The following is an 18,465-nucleotide window of genomic DNA, read 5'->3' on the forward strand; positions in this document are numbered from 1 at the left end:
ATAACCATCTGCCGCCCCTGGAGTGTCGAAAAAACGACGCGTTTACCCGTCGAGCGACCTTAGCGATTGAAGCGTGCCCCTCGATGGGTGCATTGTTGACCCTTGTCAGACGAGGGCGATTCATGAAAAAGCGTGTCGCACTGGTGCTGGGTTCCGGTGGAGCCCGGGGCTATGCCCATATCGGTGTTATTGAAGAGATTGAGCGGCGTGGCTACGACATCGCCTGCATCGCCGGTTGTTCGATGGGCGCCGTGGTCGGCGGGATTTATGCCGCCGGCAAGCTGGATGAATACCGCAACTGGATCGAGAGTCTGGATTACCTGGACGTATTGCGTCTGGTGGACGTCAGTTTTCGACTGGGCGCGATTCGCGGGGAGAAGGTGTTCGGGCAGATCCGCAAGATCGTCGGCGAGATCAATATCGAAGACCTGCGCATCCCCTACACGGCGGTGGCCACTGACTTGACCAACCAGCAGGAAATCTGGTTTCAGGAAGGTTGCCTGCACCAGGCGATGCGCGCCTCGGCGGCCATTCCGAGCCTGTTCACCCCGGTGATGCAGGGCAATCGCATGCTGGTGGACGGCGGTATCCTCAACCCGTTGCCGATCGTGCCGGTGGTGTCGAGCCATTGCGACCTGATCATCGCGGTCAACCTGAACTCCACTAACCAGCGCCACTATCAACTGCCGGTAATCCAGCGGCCGGCCGCGTTCAAGTCCCGGTTCGACAGCCTGATCAATTCGGTAGGCTCGAAGTTGCCATTCCGCCGCAAACCAGCGGAAAAATTGCTGCTGCTGGAAAAGGAAGCACTGATTGCAGAAGCGGCCGAGATCAACCCCTGGATCGAATCCGCCGAACCCGAAGCCCAGCAACCGGCGGCCGCACCGGAACGCGATGGCGCCCCGAAGTCGGCCACGGGTTCGTTCATCATCGACAACGTGGGGCCGGCATCCTTGCTGGATTTGATCAACCAGAGTTTCGAGGTGATGCAGACGTCGTTGGCACAGTACAAGATTGCCGGTTATCCACCGGATATCCTGATCAACGTGCCAAAGCGGGTGTGCCGGTTTTTCGAATTTTACAAGGCGCCGGAGTTGATCGCGCTAGGGCGCGAGATTGCGCGGGATACGCTGGATAGATACGAAAGCGAGCGCGAGCGCGATTCCTGAAGTTCTTGAGTGAATGCGAGGGCTTGCTCGCGAAAGGGCCAGATCAGACAAAACAATACTAAAGACCACCCTCACTCAAAAGCCGATACCCAACCCCCGCCTCGGTCACGATAAACCGCGGCTGCGTCGGGTCATCCGCCAGCTTCTGCCGCAAATGTCCCACCACAATCCGCAAGTAATGACTGTCTTCGGTATGGGTCGGGCCCCAGATGTCCTTGAGCAATTGCTGCTGGGTGATCACGCGCCCAGGATGTCGCGCCAGTTGCGCCAGCACCGCGTATTCCTTGCGGGTCAACGCCACTTCGACGCCGTCGAGCAGCACCCGGCGATAGGCCAGGTCAACGGTCAACGGACCAAACGTCAACGCCGCTTGCTGCGCCTCGCCCACCGGCGCCTGACGCAACAAGGCACGCACCCTCGCCAGAAATTCCTGGATACCGAACGGCTTGGTCACGTAGTCATTCGCACCGCCATCCAGCGCTTCGACCTTCTGCCCTTCGGCGGCGCGCACCGACAGCACCAACACCGGCACCGTCGACCATTCACGAAACTCGCGCAGCACTTGCTGGCCGTCCATGTCCGGCAGACCGAGGTCGAGCACCAGCAGATCGGGTTTGTTCAGCGCGGCTTGCGCCAGCCCCTCGGTTCCGGTGCCAGCCTCCAGCACTTTGTAGCCCTGGGAAGCGAGGCTGATGCGCAGGAATTTGCGGATCTGCGGTTCGTCGTCGATGACCAAAATGGTCGCGGTCTGGCTCATGTTTTCTGATCGCGGCATGGAGAGATCCAAAGGGTATCAGGCTTCACTGTCAACGCTCATTTTCAACTCTCATTTTCAACTTCAGGTTGTTCCTGCAATGGCAGGTGAAGGGTGATGCAGGTGCCACGCCCTTCGATACCGTCGCCGACGCTGATCCGCCCGCCATGTGCACCGACCATGCCCTGACAGATCGCCAGCCCCAGCCCGGTGCCCTGCCCGCCACGATCACCACGCGCGGCGGTGTAGAACATGTCGAAAATCTTCGCCCGCTCATCGATGGGAATCCCCGGCCCTTCATCGCTCACCGAGAAAAACAGCTCGTTGTCTTCGACTCCGGCTCGCAATTGCAGAAGCCCGTGAGCGGGTGAAAAACGCGCGGCATTTTCCAGCACATTGACCAGCGCCTGTTCAATCAGCGCGGCGTGGACGAAGAGCAGCGGTAACTGCGCTGGCACATCGGTGCTGACCTGCAACGGCCCCAGCACCGCGCGCAGGCGATTGAGCGAACTGCCGACAATGTCAGCGGGCGACACCCAGTCCCGCGCCAGCTTCAGGGCGCCGTGGCCGAGGCGGGTCATATCCAGCAAGTTTTGAATGTAGCGATCAAGGCGCTCGGCCTCGTCGCGCGTGCCTTCGAGCAGTTCGCGGCGATCCTCCAGCGGGATGGCCTCGCCGAGGGCCAAGAGGCTGTCGATGCTGCCGCGCATGGAGGTCAGCGGCGTGCGCAAATCGTGGGACACCGAAGCCAGCAAGGCACTGCGCAGTTGCTCGGTTTCCCCGTGCAGCCGCGCCGCTTCCAGGTCTTCGGCCAGTTGCGCGCGAGCCAGGGCCTGGGCCAGCGGCTGACTCAGCGCGGTCAACAACCGCCGACGCTGGCCGCTCAAGGTCTGACCCTCCTTGGCAGAGACGCCGAGCAGCGCCAGCGGCCCGTCTTCCAGGGACAGCGGCCACCACCACCAACGCCCGAACGGCAGCGTGCCGGTGCCCGCGCCCGCCGGTTGATCGTGTTGCCAGGCCCAGTCGGCGGCAGCGCGTTCGGCTTCGGTAAACTCCAGCGGACCACCGGTTTCGACTTTCCAGCCGGCCTGGCCGTCGCGATTGAGCAGGCACAATTTCAAGTCGCTCCAGCCGTTGAGGTGCTGCGCGGCGGCGCTGACTACGGCCTGACGGTCGGTGGCAGCCGTGAGTTTGCGCGACAGGTCGAGCAGTTCTGACGTCTCCTCCTGAGTATCGCGCAGCGCCTGCAATTGCCGGCGCTGGCGCGCCGCGAGGTTGCCGGTCAGCGCCGCCATCAGCAGGAAGAACAGCAAGGTCAGGACGTCTTCTTCGCGCTGGATGCGGAAGGAGAAGGTCGGCGGGATGAACAGAAAGTCATAGGTCAGAAACGACAGCCCCGCGCAGGCCAGCGCGGGGCCGAGACTGCTGCGCACCGCCACCAGCAACACAGCGGCGAGGAACACCAGCGAGATGTTCGGCAGCGGCAAAACACTCGCCACGGCCCAGGCCAGCGCACTGGCCAAAATCGTAGCGACAACGGCCAGCGCGTAGTCGAACCACACCAGCGCCTGCTCCGAACGCTGGCGCGGCTGATGCTGTTCGTGATCGCTGTCGAGGACGTTGATTTCCAGCCCGCGCGCATCACGCAGCAAGCGTGACGCCAGGCCGCCACCGAAAAGTCGACGACGCAAACGCTGCCGGGACTGGCCCACCAGCACCAGACTGGCGCGGCGTTCGGCGGCATGCTGAATCAGGGTTTTCGCCACTTCGCCAGCGCGCAGCAACACCACTTCACCGCCCAGTCGCTCAGCCAGTTGCTGGGCACTTTGCAGGCGCAGACGCGATTGCTCGTCGCGTACGCTGCCGTTGTCCACGTGCACCAGACTCCACGGCAGATGCCGACGCTGGGCAACGCGGCTGGCGTGACGCACCAGACGTTCGGCCTGCGCATCGCCATCGACACCGACCAGCAAGCGACCCCGTACCGCCGGTGCCGCCTGACCGAGCTGGCGATAACCCTGGGCCAGATCGTTATCGACCTGGGCCGCCGCCGTTTGCATCGCCAGCTCACGCAGTGCGGTGAGATTGGTCTGGGAGAAGTACGCATCGATGGCCGCCCGCGCCTGCTCCGGTACGTAGACCTTGCCGTCGCGCAAGCGCTCAAGCAATTCCCGCGGCGGCAGGTCAATCAACAGCAGTTCATAGGCTTCCTGCAACACCCAGTCCGGCAGGGTTTCACGGACCTGCACGCCGGTGATGCCGCGCACCTGATCGTTGAGACTTTCCAGGTGCTGAACGTTGACGGTGGTGAACACGTCGATGCCGGCGGCGAGCAATTCCTGGATGTCTTGCCAGCGTTTGGCGTGACGACTGCCGGGGGCATTGGTGTGGGCCAGTTCGTCCACCAGCACCAGTTTCGGTTTGGCGGCGAGCAAGCCGTCGAGGTCCATTTCTTCGAGCATCACGCCACGGTATTCCGAGCGCACCAGCGGCAGCTGCGGCAATCCGCCGAGCAGCGCTTCGGTTTCGGCGCGGCCGTGGGTTTCGACCACGCCGGCCATGACCTTTACGCCCTGACGCAGTTGGGTGTGAGCGGCTTGCAGCATGGCGTAGGTCTTGCCGACACCGGGTGCGGCGCCGAGGAAAACCTTGAGCCGGCCACGGCCGTCGCGGGGCAGGTCTGCTAACAGCGCGTCGGCGCGGCCGGAGTCGCTCATGCTTGGGGATCTCTTTATTCAGGTGTTGATGTGGTGATTGTTATGCCGCCTTCGCGAGCAAGCCCGCTCCCACATTGGAATACAGTCTCCTGTGGGAGCGGCGGTGCCACGATTCGACTTGCTCGCGAATGGCCGCGCCACCGATTTACAGGTTTTCCAGCGCAATATTCAGCGCCAACACATTTACCACCGGCGGTCCCACCAGCGGCTGCTCGATGTGCGCATTCATCAATTGCTGGAGCGTAGACACCGGCAGATTGCGCGCCGCCGCAACACGCGCCAGTTGATAGGCAATTGCGGCCGGTGGCAAGTGTGGATCGAGGCCGCTGCCAGAAGTAGTCACCAGCGCCAACGGCACCGGACCTTGCCCTGGCACCAGCAGTTTATTGGCATCGTCGATCACCCGGGTGGCCAGCGCCGGGTTGCTCGGCGCCAGGTTGCTGGCGCCGCTCGACACCGTGGCGAAAGCACCGGCGGACGGCCGTGAATGGAACCAGGCGTCACCGACGAAATCCTGGGCAATCAGCGACGAGCCACGGACCTTGCCGTCAGCGTCGCGCACGAGGCTGCCGTTGGCCTGATCCGGGAACGCGACCTGGGCAACACCGGTGACGACCAGAGGGTAAGCGACGCCGGTGATCAGGGTCATCAGCACCAGCAGGCTCAGGGCGGGGCGTATCATTGTGGACATTTCAAAATCCTCGAATTCGGATAACCAATACAGTGTTCAGTCATATTCACAGTGGCGATCCCATCGCGAGCAAGCCCGCTCCCACAAAAGCACCACATTCCCTGTGGGAGCGAGCTTGCTCGCGATGGCGGTGTGTCAGGCACACCGCACAGGTCAAACCAAATGCAACGCCGTAAGCAGCATGTCGATCGCCTTGATGCCCACGAACGGCACCAGAATCCCGCCCAAGCCATAGATCAGCAGATTGCGTCTCAGCAACGCCGCTGCACTCGCCGCCTGCACCCGCACGCCGCGCAAGGCCAGTGGAATCAGCACCACAATGATCAAGGCGTTGAACACGATCGCCGACAGAATCGCGCTTTGCGGACTGCTCAGCTGCATCACGTTGAGCACACCCAGTTGCGGGTAGATCGAGGCGAACAGCGCTGGCAGGATCGCGAAGTATTTGGCCACGTCGTTGGCGATGGAAAAGGTCGTCAGCGCACCGCGGGTCACCAGCAATTCCTTGCCGATCTGCACCACGTCCAGCAACTTGGTCGGATCGCTGTCGAGGTCGACCATGTTCGCCGCCTCGCGCGCTGCCTGGGTGCCGTCGTTCATCGCCATACCGACGTCTGCCTGGGCCAGGGCCGGGGCATCGTTGGCACCGTCGCCGCACATCGCGACCAGACGACCGTCGTTCTGCTCGTGGCGAATACGCGCCAGTTTTTTCTCCGGCGTGGCTTCGGCCAGTACATCGTCGACGCCCGCTTCAGCTGCAATCGCCGCCGCGGTCAGCGGGTTGTCGCCGGTCACCATGACGGTGCGAATCCCCAGTTTGCGCAGCTCGGCGAAACGTTCGCGGATGCCGGGCTTGACCACGTCCTTGAGGTGAATCGCACCGAGTAATTTACCGTCGGCGCAGACCAGCAAGGGTGTGCCGCCGCTCTGGGCGATTTTGTCGATTTCCCGGGACAGAGCGGGTGCGAGGTCAGCGCGTTTCAGGCCGACGAACGCCAGCAACGAATCCACCGCGCCCTTGCGATAGACGCGACCTTGATAGTCGACACCGGACAAGCGGGTTTCAGCACTGAACGGTACGACGGTCAACAGTTCGGTACTCGGCTCAGACTGTGGATGCAGGCCCCGCAGGTACTCGACGATGGACTTGCCTTCTGCCGTCTCATCGGCCAGCGAGGCGAACAACGCGCCCTCGGCCAGCTCCTTGGCGGTCACACCTGGCGTGGCGTATACCGCGGTGCAGCGACGGTTACCGAAAGTGATGGTACCGGTCTTGTCCAGCAACAGGACATGCACGTCCCCCGCCGCTTCCACGGCACGGCCGGATTTGGCGATCACGTTCAGGCGCACCAGACGGTCCATACCGGCGATACCGATAGCCGAGAGCAAACCGCCGATGGTGGTCGGAATCAGTGTGACCAATAACGCTACCAGGAACACCAGCGGCAGGCTGCCGTTGGCGAAGTGGGCGAACGGTTGCAGGGTCACGACCACCAGCAGGAAGATCAGCGTCAGGCCGATCAGCAGGATGTCGAGCGCGACTTCGTTCGGGGTTTTCTGGCGTTTAGCGCCTTCGACCAGCGCGATCATGCGGTCCAGTGTCGACTCACCGGGATCAGCGGTAATGCGCACCAGCAGCCAGTCGGAGACCAGGCGGGTGTTACCGGTGACAGCGGAACGGTCGCCGCCGGATTCGCGGATCACCGGTGCGGATTCACCGGTGATCGCCGCCTCGTTGACCGCCGCGATACCTTCGATCACCTCGCCGTCACCAGGGATCATTTCCCCGGCTTCGACGCGCACCACATCGCCCTTGCGCAGGCTGGTGGCCGGCACCACTTGAAAGGCGCCGTTGCCGGTTTTGCGGCGCGCGCTCAAGCCTTCGCTACCGGCCTTGAGGCTGTCGGCGCGGGCCTTGCCGCGACCTTCGGCCAAGGCTTCGGCGAAGTTGGCGAAGAGCACGGTGAACCACAGCCACAGCGCGATTTGCACGGCGACGAACGTCGGCACGGCGTTGTCGGGAATGAAGCACAGCACGGTGGTCAGTACGGCGGTCAGTTCGACCACCAGCATCACCGGTGCACGCTGCAATTGCCGTGGGTCGAGCTTGACGAAGGCTTGCACCAGCGCCGGGCGCCACAGGGCCGACATTGCGGTTTTCGGTTGTTCCGGCGCTTTCACGGCGACCGGTTTGGTTGCGGGCATATTCATCAATTAGTCCTCAGAAGCCCAAGCTCAAATGTTCAGCAATCGGACCCAGCGCTAATGTCGGCAGGAAGGTCAGGCCGCCCACCAGCAAAATGGTCACGGTCAGCAAGGTCACGAACAGCGGACCGTGGGTCGGGAAGCTGTTCTGGCCAATCGGCGCGGTTTTCTTCATCGCCAGGCTGCCGGCCAGGGCCAATACCGGAAGGATGTAACCGAAGCGACCGATCAACATGCCAAGACCGAGCATCAGGTTGTGGAACGCCGTATTGGAGGTGAAGCCACCGAATGCAGAACCGTTGTTGGCGCTGGCCGAGGTGTAGTTGTAGAGCAATTGGCTGAAACCATGGGCGCCGGGGTTACTCACCGAGGCCACCGGGACTGGCAGGCTCGCGGCAATCGCACCGAGCACCAGCACGCCGACCGGCATCACCAGCAAGGTCACCACCAGCAATTGCACTTCCTTGGCTTGCAGTTTCTTGCCGAGGTATTCCGGCGTGCGGCCGATCATCAGGCCAGCGAGGAACACCGCGATCAGCACGTTGAGCAACATGCCGTAGAGCCCGGCGCCGACGCCGCCGAAGATCACTTCGCCGACCATCATATTGACCATTGCAACCATGCCGGTCAGTGGGTTGAGGCTGTCATGCATGCCGTTGACCGAACCGTTGGACGCGGCTGTCGTGGTCACCGACCACAACACCGTGGCCGTGGTACCGAAGCGCGCTTCCTTGCCTTCCAGCGGCGCGGTCTGTTCGACGGCGACGTTGTTCAGGGTCGGATTCGGTTGGTATTCAGCCCACAGCGAGGTCGCGCCGCCAATCAAGAACAGCGCCAGCATGCACGCGATGATCGCGCGGCTCTGACGCAGGTCTTTGACGTAGTGGCCGAAGGTGAACACCAGCGCGACCGGGATCAGGATGATCGAGGCCATCTCGAACAGGTTTGCCCAAGCGGTCGGGTTCTCGAACGGGTGCGCCGAGTTGACGCCGAAGAAACCGCCACCGTTGGTGCCCAATTGCTTGATCGCAATCTGGCTGGCGGCCGGGCCGAGCGGGATCACCTGATCGACGCCTTGCATCGTCACCGCATTCACGTACTGCGCGAAGGTTTGCGGCACACCCTGCCAGACCAGATACAGCGCCAGCAGCAAGCACAGCGGCAGCAGGCCGTAGAGGGTGGCGCGTGTCATGTCGACCCAGAAGTTGCCCAGGGTTTTGGTCGATTTGCGACCGATGCCGCGACACAGCGCAACCAGCACAGCGAGGCCAGTGGCGGCGCTGACAAAGTTTTGCACGGTGAGGCCGGCCATCTGGCTCAGGTAGCTCAGCGAGGCTTCACCGCTGTAGGCCTGCCAGTTGGTGTTGGTCATGAAACTGATGGCGGTGTTGAATGCCAGCGTCCACTCCTGACCCGGCAGGTTTTGCGGATTCAGCGGCAGATGGTCCTGGAACAACAGGATCACGAACAACAGCAGGAAACCGGCAAGGTTGAAGGCGAGCAAGGCCAGGGTGTATTTCTGCCAGCTCTGTTCGACCTGCGGATCCACACCGGCCACCCGATAACAGCCACGCTCCACCGGTCCGAGGATCGGTGTCAGCCACGTGCGCTGACCTTCCATGACCTTGTAGTAGAACCGCCCGAGAAACGGTGCGGGGATCAGCACCACGGCGAAGAAGGCCAGGATCAGCCAATAGTCATAACTGTGCATAGCCGCTCCTAGTTCCGGTCCGCGCGCAACAGCGCAACCAACAGATAAATGAACAGCCCCACTGCCAACAGCAGTGACACCCCGTCAAGAACGCTCATGGAAGTTCTCCGTGTTACGGCGTATTGCCGCGTGTGGAGTCATTGTCGGAAGGAAGGCTGTAAAGGAACGAGATCGAGGGGTGTGGCGGAGGATAAAGAATGTGTAAAGAGTGGGTTTATACAGGTGTTTCAGCGGTGTCCGGGCGGGCCTCTTCGCGGGCAAGCCCGCTCCCACAGGGGAATGCGTTTGCTCAAGCAATGCAAAAACCTGTGGGTGCGGGCTTGCTCGCGAAGGCGGCATGACAGGCACCAACGCCCCCAACTGAGGCACGAAATCTGTACATCCAGCGCCGAACATCCCCGATACGACGTCTTTTCGCCTTTTACGACGACCATCACAACACTGGCACGCCCACTGCACACGCCCTCCCCGAGCTTTCCAACCGTTCAGGGAGCAAAACGCATGAATACACAACTCAAACCCACGCTCGGCACACTGCACCTGTGGGGCATCGCGGTCGGGCTGGTGATTTCCGGTGAATATTTCGGCTGGAGTTACGGCTGGGGCGTGGCCGGGACACTTGGATTTTTGGTGACCTCCTTCATGGTCGCCACGATGTACACCTGCTTCATCTTCAGTTTCACCGAACTGACCACCGCGATTCCCCACGCGGGCGGTCCCTTTGCTTACAGCCGACGCGCCTTTGGCGAGAGAGGCGGGTTGATCGCCGGGCTGGCGACGCTGATCGAATTCGTCTTCGCTCCTCCGGCCATTGCCTTGGCGATTGGCGCGTATCTCAACGTGCAATTCCCGGCACTGGATCCGAAGCACGCGGCGGTGGGCGCCTACATTGTGTTTATGGGCCTGAACATCCTCGGCGTGAAACTCGCCGCGACCTTCGAACTGGTTGTTTGTGTTCTCGCGGTCGCTGAGTTGCTGGTGTTCATGGGTGTGGTCGCCCCGGCGTTCAGCTTCAGTAGCTTCGCCCTCAACGGCTGGGCCGGTTCCGATGTGTTCGGTGCACCCGCGATTGCCGGGATGTTTGCGGCGATTCCGTTTGCCATCTGGTTCTTTTTGGCCATCGAAGGCGCCGCCATGGCGGCCGAAGAAGCCAAGGACCCGAAACGCACGATCCCCAAGGCGTACATCAGCGGCATTCTGACCCTGGTGCTATTGGCCATGGGCGTGATGTTCTTTGCTGGCGGCGTCGGCGACTGGCGCACTCTGTCGAACATCAACGATCCCCTGCCACAAGCGATGAAAACCGTGGTCGGCGAAAGTTCCGGCTGGTTGCACATGCTGGTGTGGATCGGCCTGTTCGGCCTGGTGGCGAGTTTCCACGGAATCATCCTCGGTTACTCGCGGCAGTTCTTCGCCCTCGCCCGTGCCGGTTACCTGCCGGCGTCGCTGGCCAAACTCTCGCGCTTCCAGACGCCACACCGGGCGATCATTGCCGGTGGCATGATCGGCATCGCGGCGATCTACAGCGACGGTTTGATCAACCTCGGCGGCATGACGCTGACAGCGGCGATGATCACCATGGCGGTGTTCGGCGCAATCGTGATGTACATCATGAGCATGCTCAGCCTGTTCAAGCTGCGTAAAACCGAACCCAACCTGGAGCGCACTTTCCGCGCGCCGTGTTACCCGATCGTACCGGGGATCGCGCTGTTTCTGGCGGTGGTGTGCCTGGTGGCGATGGCCTGGTTCAACACGCTGATCGGGTTGATCTTCCTCGGTTTCATGGCGGCGGGTTTCGTGTACTTCATGCTGACCGCGCAATTGCGTGCGGATGCGCCGGCGGATGCGATGCTGACCGGGCTTTAAACAGTCGCAGTGCGACGGTCGTATAAGGCATAGAATGGAACCACTGCGAAAATTAATCGCTCAAAGTGGTATGCACGATCGGTCGGCGAAATTCGTCAGCCGGCCTGCCCTCAAGGAGAGCCCTATGCCCTGGTATGCCTGGTTGATTCTGGTTGTTGCCATCGGCTCGATCGTTGGCGGTTTGATGATGCTGCGAGACACCGCCCACAAGGTCGAACTGACCGATGAGCAACGTAAGCGCATCGCGGAACGCAACGCGGAAGCGGATGCCAAGGATGCGCAGGACCGCTAGATCAAAAACCCCGCTTTTATGAGCGGGGTTGGTTTTTCAGCCTGTAGGAGCGAGCTTGCTCGCGATGGACGTTAACGATAACGCGTGTTTACTGGCTAAAAGCGGCGCTCTTTAGTCCATCGCGAGCAAGCTCGCTCCTACAAGTGACTTGGTTTATTTTTCCCATTCGGCCTTGGCAATGTGCAAGCCATGCAGCCCTTTGTACGCCGCGCGCTCCGGCTGGCTCCAGCCTTCAAGCAACGACTCCTCCAACGTGTAAATCTCCACCCCCAACGGACGACAGACGCTGAGCGGGTCCTGCGCATCCGGCCCCCACATGGCCAGCGACAGATCGCCGCCCGGACAGGTCGACAGCGCACACAACAAATCAATCTCGGCAAAGAACTCCAGGTAATCGCCCTTCTGCGCCGGACAGGCTTTCATGAAGTACATGTCGTCGTGGTTGAGGCCCGTGCACTGGAAAATGTTCAGCACGTCATGCACGTCGAATTCGGTCAGGCCATGCGGCAATACGGCGCGTGTCAGGTTCGAGTGGCAGTGATGATGGAAGTCTTCGCCGGTGAGCATTTTGTTCACATAGGGATCGCAGCGAGTGCCGAGCAGATCGTGCAGGCGACCGCCATGTTCGTCGATGCCGTAGCCGGCCAGGCTGTCATCGGTGATCGTCACCAGCGGGCGCAAAAAAGGCAGGTTCGACCAGAGCCGGTCATGGGTGCTGACGTGCGCGCCCTGCAACTGCCGGGTTCGTGCCGCCCACAAGCGTTCACGCGGATCGTTGGCATTCCAGACGTTGAAATCGCCTACTTGCGGGCCAACAGGCGTCGTGACCCTGAACACATGCCCGGCCGGGACTTTCCAGGCGCGACCGGTGCGGATCGGCACTTCGAACTGTTCAATCAGCGTGCGACTGTCCTTGTTGTCGCGGATCCGTTCGTAAAAGGCTTTGTCCACCTGCAAGGCCGAGCCTTTGCTGACTTGATAAGCCGCCGGATAGTCTTTGTACATGGCACGAACCCTCGATCAGTGATGCGCGTTTTGGGCAAGCATTTGTAACAGGAGCAGTTCGGAGTCGTCGAGATAATGCCTCATGGCGTGCTTGTCGCCTTCGGCGAGCAATTCATGGATCTGCCAACAGTTTTCAGCGAGTGAGTAATCACTATCCGTGCGAGCTCATTCAATGCGCCATGACGGAGTTAGACGTATCTGCATGCTTTTTAGAAGTAGAAGTACAATCACCATCCCATTTTCATTGGTTAAGATGGCGCATCGTTGCGGAGATTCATGATGCGTTACTCGCAGGACCATAAAGCCCAGACCCATCAACGCATCATCAAGGAAGCCTCAGCGCGATTTCGCCGTGACGGTATTGGCGCGACTGGCCTGCAACCTCTGATGAAAGCGCTGGGCTTGACTCACGGTGGTTTCTACTCGCATTTCACATCCAAGGATGAACTGGTAGAAAAAGCCCTGCAGGCTGCTGGCGACCAATGCGACGTCGTTTGCGCCGAGCTGTTCGCCCAGGAGCACCCGCTTGAGGCGTTCATCGACACCTATTTGTCCGAATGGCACCAGACTTCACCCGATCAAGGGTGTCCGCTGCCGACCATGTCATCGGAACTCGGCTTGCGTGGACAGCCAAGTCCGACCTCGGATGTGGTGCTCAATGCGAGACTCGAACAAATACAAGGCACCCTAGAAGGCGAGGACGCCGCCGACCAGAGCGTCTTCATCATGTCCGCGCTGGTCGGGGCGTTGCTGCTGTCTCGCAGTGTCGAGAGCCCCGAACTGGCCCAACGGATTCTCGACGTCACACGCGAACTTCTCAAACAACCCCGGGATTAACCCTGCCAGCGTTTGAACAATACGCTGGCGTTGACCCCGCCAAAGCCGAAGCCATTGGACAGCGCGTACTCGATAGCCATCGGCCGCGCCTTGCCGTGAACGATATCCACACCTTGCGTGGCCGGGTCCGGGTTATCGAAATTGAGGGTGGCCGGCACGACCTGATCGCGAATCGCCAATAGAGTGAAGATCGCCTCGATCCCGCCCGCTGCGCCGAGCAAATGCCCGGTAGCCGACTTGGTCGAGGTCACTGCGATCTTGCTATCCGTGCCGAACAGCGACTTGATCGCCGCCAGTTCTCCCAAATCCCCGACCGGCGTCGACGTGGCGTGAGCATTGAGATGCTGCACCTGTGCAGGCGAAATCCCTGCCTGAGCCAACGCCAGTGACATCGCCCGTCGCGCACCGCTGCCATCCTCGGGCCCCGCCGTCAGGTGATAAGCGTCGGCGCTGGTGCCATAACCGACCAGTTCTGCCAGCGGTTGCGCGCCACGAGCCAGGGCATGTTCCAGGGATTCGATCACCAAAAGACCTGAGCCCTCGCCCATCACAAAGCCATCGCGATCACGGTCAAACGGCCGCGAAGCACGTTCCGGGGTCTCGTTGAAACCGCTGGACAAGGCGCGAGCAGCGGCGAACCCAGCGAGACTCACGCGGTCGATCGCCGCTTCCGCGCCGCCGCACACCGCAATGTCTGCTTCACCGCAGCGAATCAGCCGCGCCGCATCGCCAATCGCTTGCACCCCGGCCGCACAGGCCGTTACCGGAGCACCCAAGGGACCCTTGAATCCATGCTGGATCGACACATGGCCGGCGGCCAGATTGACCAGAAAAGAAGGAATGGTGAATGGCGACAAACGCCGCGGACCACGACTGTCCGTAGTGCGCACCGCATCGGCAATCGCGCCGAAACCACCAACGCCCGAACCGATGATGGTTGCTGTGCGCTCCTGAGTATCAGCGGTTTGCGCTTGCCAACCAGCTTGTTCGAGCGCCTGACGCGCCGCTTCCATGGCGAACAAAATGAAGCGGTCCATCTTCTTCTGCTCTTTCGGTGGCGTCGCGAGGTCCGGATCGAAACCCGCCTCGGCATCATCGGCCGGCGTCGGCACTGCACCGCCGACCTTGGCCGGCAGATCGGCCACCACATCGTCCGGCAAATTGCGCAACCCGGAACGTCCAGACAACAGACGCGCCCAGACTGCTTCGACACCAGTACCCAGCGGCGACACCAGACCCATGCCCGTTACAACCACTCGACGATCATTCATACCGCAATATCCTCATGGCGACTGCTTGGGCTTTATTTGTAACGCGCAGCCGCTTTGCTTTTGGAAAGGTTAGGCGCCATTACATGACGCGCCGCGACAAACGCATTCCATTCAGAGGCATCCGGCAATGAAGGAATGGTGACCAGCTCGCCCTGGTCCAGGCCTGACAAGGCTGCGTCGACCATTTCACCTGCGTCCATGGCCATGTCGGCAGGAATCTGGTTGAGATCCATACCTGCGCGTTCCCAAATTTCAGTGCGTGTAACTCCAGGCAGCACGGCTTGCACTTTGACGCCGGTGCCATCGAGCTCGGCGTTCAACGACTGAGTCAGGCTTAACACATACGCCTTGCTGGCGCTGTAAGTGGCGTTGAAGCGTTCAGGAAACAATGCCACCACTGAGCCAATATTGATGATCGTACCCCGGCCCGCTTTGGCAAAACTGGCGGCTGCCGCCGATGCGAGACGTGTGACGGTGGTGACGTTGAGCTGAATCAGCTTTTCCAGCTGATCCATGTCCGAATTGGCCAGTAAGCCATCCGCCGCGACACCTGCGTTATTCAGCAGCAGGCTGATGCTGGAGTCGCTGCGTAGGCGCTGTTCGAGCTTCAGTACATCGTCTTTCTGCGTCAGGTCTGCCTTGAGCACTTCGACTTGGATGCCGTGGTCCGCGCGCAGCTTGGTTGCCGCGGCGTCCAGCCGCTCCTGATCACGAGCGACCAACAACAAATCAAAACCGCGCTTCGCCAAGCGGTCCGCGTAGATGGCGCCGATGCCGGAGGAGGCGCCGGTGACGAGGGCTGTGCCTTGGGTTTGGATGGAGTTCATGGCAGTGCTCCTGGAGAAATTTGAGGGAAGACGAACGCCGGAACGCACAGGGAGTCAGAATAATTATAGGCATAATCTAATAGCAATATGATACCCGTAATTTTTATTTCGCCGACGGAAGGCCCCGACTTATTGCAGTGGCCAGAAAGCAAAAAGGCCGGTCAATGACCGGCCTCATAGGGCTGACTTACAAGCTTAGTTCACCTCGAGCTTTTCGCGGTTCTTGTCCAGAATGGCTTTGCCGATGCCTTTCACTTCGAGCAGTTCGTCTACCGAGGCGAATGGCCCATTACTCTCCCGATACGCAACAATTGCCTTGGCCTTAGACTCCCCTATGCCAGCCAGCTCCCGTTGTAGCGTAAGGGCGTCGGCCTGATTCAGATCGACTTTGTCAGAATGAACTTTAGGTGACATCTCCATGACCAGAGGTGCGTTATCAGCCCCGGACTTGGCCGTCGGTGCAGCAATAGTTGCAACAGAGCAGCTGGTGAGCAGGGCAAAAACCAGAGAGTAGAAGTAGCCAGTACGCATTAATGACGCTCCATGACATCGATTGGGAAAGCAGCTTTTCCGAAGCTGCTTTTCAAATTTAGGCGATGAGTGGAGGTTGTCAAAAATGGGGTCGTTACGGGATGTGAAACAAACGAAGCGATCCCATCACCAGTCGATAAACAGATGCTAATCTTTCAGAGACTAAGTCGGCTGAGGATTTTTGTGAGATGTGTTTGCAGTGCCAGTTCTCCAGAAACTAGTAGATCAGCGAGCATGGTTTTATAAATCTGTTACAAATATTCGCAGCACACAAACGAGAAATTCAGGCCAAGGAATACGTAAAATAATCTAGCGAGAAGTAGCTTACGGCTTTTTCGACTTTGGCATCGGGCCGTATCGTGGAGGCTGGCTCCGGAAAGAAATCGGGAGTCAGCATTGAACGGCTGGCGGTGAATGTGGGGCTCATGGGGCGGATACAGGACATCCATGCTAAACCCGCCTATCTTGCCTTAGGGCTCCAATCGCCGTTTTTGATAAATCCAGTCAACGATCTCTCCGTCCGGGGAGTACCCGCTTACGGTCTCCCTCAGAAGTAGCCGCACGCGGGCATAGTCGTCAGTCGATACGGCGGCCAGTAACAGAACAAGCCGCTCCTTGAGTATTTCCCAAGCCAGGCAGTCCTCGTTTGCGCTCATGATCATTGGGTGTTGGGTGGCCTCGACATTGTCGCCGATGAGCAGCTCCTCATAGAGTTTTTCGCCTGGACGCAGACCGGTGAATTCAATAGCGATGTCGCCGAGCGGGTTACGTTCCGTGCGAATGCTCAAGCCCGACAGGTGGACCATCTTTTCTGCCAACTCGACAATTTTTATCGGTTCGCCCATGTCCAGTACGAACACGTCACCACCCTGCCCCATGGAACCGGCTTGAATCACCAGTTGCGCAGCCTCGGGGATGGTCATGAAGTAACGGGTAATCTTCGGATGCGTCACCGTCAACGGGCCGCCAGCCTTTATTTGCTGGCGGAACAGTGGAATGACAGAGCCGGACGAGCCAAGTACGTTGCCAAACCGGACCATGGTGAAACGGGTCGAATTTATGTGCGAGATATTTTGGGTACCATACAGCGGCACAAGTGAACTTTCCCTGCTCAGCGCCTGCAGGATCATCTCGGCCAAACGCTTGCTGCTGCCCATGACGTTGGTAGGCCGCACCGCCTTGTCAGTGGAAATCAGCACAAAGTTGGCTACGCCGGCCTGCAGCGCCGCCTGTGCTGAATTGAGGGTGCCAATGACGTTGTTAAGCACACCCTCTGCAATGTTGTGCTCGACCATTGGCACATGCTTGTAGGCAGCAGCGTGATAAACAGTGTCTACCCGCCAGGTCTTCATTACATGCAAAAGCTTGCCAGGGTCACGAACCGAACCCAAGATCGGTAATAGCACTACGTTCAACGCCCCTCTCTGACCACGTTGCTCGAGTTCGCTGAGGATGCTGTAGAGATTGAACTCGCTGTGCTCGAACAGCAACAGCGTGGTCGGCCTGAGGCTCATGATCTGCCGGCAGAGCTCGGAGCCGATGGAGCCACCCGCACCAGTCACCATGACCACCTTGCCCGTCACACAACGCTCGAGCAATCCTGCCTGCGGTGGCACTGCGTCTCGACCGAGCAAGTCAGCGATATCGACTTCTTGGATATCATCGACCTTGACCCGTCCACTTGCCAGGTCCATTAGGCCCGGCACGCTGCGCACGTGCACCGGAAAACCTTCCAGGTAGCTTAGGATCTCGCGTCGACGTGCTCGGGTCGAAGACGGAATCGCCATCAGTACTTCCTGGGCTCCCGACTCATCGATCATTCGCTGAATACTTTGTGATTTGTAGACGTGCAGACCGGAAATCATGCGACCGGCGATATCTGGATCGTCATCGATAAAGGCCACCGGACGCATCGTGCGGCCCATACGCAACGCCGCTAACAGCTGATTGCCGGCGGCACCGGCCCCATAAATGGCGACACGCGGCAAGCCATTGTCAGGATTGGCAAAAGGCACGTGCTGCACTGCAGAGAACCAATCCTGCATGAAGTAATGGCGCATCATCAGGCGCAACCCGCCCAGCATTACCAGGCTCAGCCACCAGTAGTTGAAGATGATCGAACGGGGTACCAAGGTGGCATGATTGCTGTACCAGTAGACCACGAGCGCCAACAACAACGACGACAGGCCAACCGCTTTAAAGATGGCCATAAGGGCATCGTTACCAAAATAGCGCATGACCGCCCGATACATGCCGAAACGAACAAAGATCGGTATAGCGATCACCGGTGCGGCGAAGAACAACCACGAATGGTCGAATATCGGACTAACCGGGTAGTCGAACCCCAAACGCACTATGAACGACATCCAAAGCGCCAACCACACCAACAGCAAATCGACTACGACCTGCAGTGCACGTTTGTAACGACGTGGCAGAGCCAGAAGGCCTGCTCTCAATTCATCCATCATCAGTATTGGTCCCGCCTCCGCTTCCCGCGGATGTGAGGTCTGTATAAAGTAGATACAGTGTTTGCTTGTATCAGAGGCTGCCGATGACATTGCCTGTTACTGTAGCAGCGCCAAGAGGGCT

At 59.9% G+C, this 18,465-nt stretch carries 15 protein-coding genes and 1 pseudogene; 4 read left to right on the plus strand and 12 right to left on the minus strand.

Annotated elements, in window-relative coordinates:
* Positions 1-122: 122 nt before the first annotated feature.
* Positions 123-1,169, plus strand: coding sequence for a patatin-like phospholipase family protein (locus tag ACYZT9_RS18765; RefSeq protein ID WP_462006865.1), 1,047 nt, complete (start codon positions 123-125; stop codon positions 1,167-1,169).
* Between the two features lie 58 nt (positions 1,170-1,227).
* Here ACYZT9_RS18765 and ACYZT9_RS18770 read toward each other — a convergent pair whose 3' ends face one another.
* The 6 genes from ACYZT9_RS18770 to kdpF form a co-directional block, all read right to left on the minus strand.
* Entirely contained in the window at positions 1,228-1,926 is a 699-nt protein-coding gene (locus ACYZT9_RS18770; RefSeq protein ID WP_462010254.1) for a response regulator, read from the minus strand.
* 62 nt (positions 1,927-1,988) lie between these two features.
* Positions 1,989-4,640 (minus strand): DUF4118 domain-containing protein, encoded by a 2,652-nt coding sequence (locus ACYZT9_RS18775; protein ID WP_462006866.1) that lies wholly within the window; start codon positions 4,638-4,640, stop codon positions 1,989-1,991.
* 145 nt (positions 4,641-4,785) lie between these two features.
* Entirely contained in the window at positions 4,786-5,331 is a 546-nt protein-coding gene (kdpC, locus tag ACYZT9_RS18780; RefSeq protein ID WP_462006867.1) for a potassium-transporting ATPase subunit KdpC, read from the minus strand.
* Between the two features lie 153 nt (positions 5,332-5,484).
* Complete coding sequence (gene kdpB, locus ACYZT9_RS18785; protein ID WP_462006868.1) at positions 5,485-7,542, minus strand: potassium-transporting ATPase subunit KdpB; 2,058 nt, start codon at positions 7,540-7,542, stop codon at positions 5,485-5,487.
* A 10-nt stretch (positions 7,543-7,552) separates the two neighbouring features.
* Positions 7,553-9,247 carry a potassium-transporting ATPase subunit KdpA gene (kdpA, locus tag ACYZT9_RS18790; protein ID WP_462006869.1) on the minus strand — a complete coding sequence of 565 codons (1,695 nt, stop codon included), beginning with the start codon at positions 9,245-9,247 and terminating at the stop codon, positions 7,553-7,555.
* Between the two features lie 8 nt (positions 9,248-9,255).
* Positions 9,256-9,345, minus strand: coding sequence for a K(+)-transporting ATPase subunit F (gene kdpF / locus ACYZT9_RS18795; protein ID WP_007899818.1), 90 nt, complete (start codon positions 9,343-9,345; stop codon positions 9,256-9,258).
* 403 nt (positions 9,346-9,748) lie between these two features.
* On the opposite strand from kdpF, the gene eat reads away from it, so the two are divergent.
* A complete protein-coding gene (eat, locus tag ACYZT9_RS18800) occupies positions 9,749-11,113 on the plus strand; it encodes an ethanolamine permease (protein ID WP_462006870.1) in 1,365 nt (454 codons plus the stop codon).
* 124 nt (positions 11,114-11,237) lie between these two features.
* Positions 11,238-11,405, plus strand: coding sequence for a DUF2897 family protein (locus ACYZT9_RS18805; RefSeq protein ID WP_462006871.1), 168 nt, complete (start codon positions 11,238-11,240; stop codon positions 11,403-11,405).
* Between the two features lie 153 nt (positions 11,406-11,558).
* Here ACYZT9_RS18805 and ACYZT9_RS18810 read toward each other — a convergent pair whose 3' ends face one another.
* Together ACYZT9_RS18810 and ACYZT9_RS18815 are read right to left on the minus strand one after the other, a co-directional pair.
* The gene (locus ACYZT9_RS18810; protein WP_462006872.1) at positions 11,559-12,410 is read right to left on the minus strand and encodes an urea carboxylase-associated family protein; all 852 of its coding nucleotides are present in this window, start codon (positions 12,408-12,410) and stop codon (positions 11,559-11,561) included.
* 15 nt (positions 12,411-12,425) lie between these two features.
* Positions 12,426-12,533: pseudogene (locus ACYZT9_RS18815) on the minus strand (GntR family transcriptional regulator); the annotation flags it as partial.
* Positions 12,534-12,689: 156 nt separating this feature from the next.
* On the opposite strand from ACYZT9_RS18815, the gene ACYZT9_RS18820 reads away from it, so the two are divergent.
* The gene (locus ACYZT9_RS18820) at positions 12,690-13,247 is read left to right on the plus strand and encodes a TetR/AcrR family transcriptional regulator (protein ID WP_462010255.1); all 558 of its coding nucleotides are present in this window, start codon (positions 12,690-12,692) and stop codon (positions 13,245-13,247) included.
* Here ACYZT9_RS18820 and fabF read toward each other — a convergent pair.
* From fabF to ACYZT9_RS18840, 4 genes are all read right to left on the minus strand, one after another.
* The gene (gene fabF / locus ACYZT9_RS18825; protein WP_462006873.1) at positions 13,244-14,518 is read right to left on the minus strand and encodes a beta-ketoacyl-ACP synthase II; all 1,275 of its coding nucleotides are present in this window, start codon (positions 14,516-14,518) and stop codon (positions 13,244-13,246) included. The two genes, ACYZT9_RS18820 and fabF, sit on opposite strands and share 4 nt — an antisense overlap.
* A 32-nt stretch (positions 14,519-14,550) precedes the next feature.
* Positions 14,551-15,345, minus strand: coding sequence for an SDR family NAD(P)-dependent oxidoreductase (locus tag ACYZT9_RS18830; protein WP_462006874.1), 795 nt, complete (start codon positions 15,343-15,345; stop codon positions 14,551-14,553).
* A 195-nt stretch (positions 15,346-15,540) separates the two neighbouring features.
* Entirely contained in the window at positions 15,541-15,876 is a 336-nt protein-coding gene (locus ACYZT9_RS18835; protein WP_462006875.1) for a ComEA family DNA-binding protein, read from the minus strand.
* A gap of 470 nt (positions 15,877-16,346) precedes the next feature.
* Positions 16,347-18,341, minus strand: coding sequence for a polysaccharide biosynthesis protein (locus ACYZT9_RS18840; RefSeq protein WP_462010256.1), 1,995 nt, complete (start codon positions 18,339-18,341; stop codon positions 16,347-16,349).
* Positions 18,342-18,465 lie beyond the last annotated feature (124 nt).

Source organism: Pseudomonas sp. ZT5P21, assembly GCF_054897785.1.

Coding starts and splice junctions, on each gene's coding strand:
- ACYZT9_RS18765 (WP_462006865.1), top strand. CDS start 123: ATGAAAAAGCGTGTCGCACTGGTGCTGGGTTCCGGTGGAGCCCGGGGC.
- ACYZT9_RS18770 (WP_462010254.1), bottom strand. CDS start 1,926: ATGAGCCAGACCGCGACCATTTTGGTCATCGACGACGAACCGCAGATC.
- ACYZT9_RS18775 (WP_462006866.1), bottom strand. CDS start 4,640: ATGAGCGACTCCGGCCGCGCCGACGCGCTGTTAGCAGACCTGCCCCGC.
- kdpC (WP_462006867.1), bottom strand. CDS start 5,331: ATGTCCACAATGATACGCCCCGCCCTGAGCCTGCTGGTGCTGATGACC.
- kdpB (WP_462006868.1), bottom strand. CDS start 7,542: ATGAATATGCCCGCAACCAAACCGGTCGCCGTGAAAGCGCCGGAACAA.
- kdpA (WP_462006869.1), bottom strand. CDS start 9,247: ATGCACAGTTATGACTATTGGCTGATCCTGGCCTTCTTCGCCGTGGTG.
- kdpF (WP_007899818.1), bottom strand. CDS start 9,345: ATGAGCGTTCTTGACGGGGTGTCACTGCTGTTGGCAGTGGGGCTGTTC.
- eat (WP_462006870.1), top strand. CDS start 9,749: ATGAATACACAACTCAAACCCACGCTCGGCACACTGCACCTGTGGGGC.
- ACYZT9_RS18805 (WP_462006871.1), top strand. CDS start 11,238: ATGCCCTGGTATGCCTGGTTGATTCTGGTTGTTGCCATCGGCTCGATC.
- ACYZT9_RS18810 (WP_462006872.1), bottom strand. CDS start 12,410: ATGTACAAAGACTATCCGGCGGCTTATCAAGTCAGCAAAGGCTCGGCC.
- ACYZT9_RS18820 (WP_462010255.1), top strand. CDS start 12,690: ATGCGTTACTCGCAGGACCATAAAGCCCAGACCCATCAACGCATCATC.
- fabF (WP_462006873.1), bottom strand. CDS start 14,518: ATGAATGATCGTCGAGTGGTTGTAACGGGCATGGGTCTGGTGTCGCCG.
- ACYZT9_RS18830 (WP_462006874.1), bottom strand. CDS start 15,345: ATGAACTCCATCCAAACCCAAGGCACAGCCCTCGTCACCGGCGCCTCC.
- ACYZT9_RS18835 (WP_462006875.1), bottom strand. CDS start 15,876: ATGCGTACTGGCTACTTCTACTCTCTGGTTTTTGCCCTGCTCACCAGC.
- ACYZT9_RS18840 (WP_462010256.1), bottom strand. CDS start 18,341: ATGGATGAATTGAGAGCAGGCCTTCTGGCTCTGCCACGTCGTTACAAA.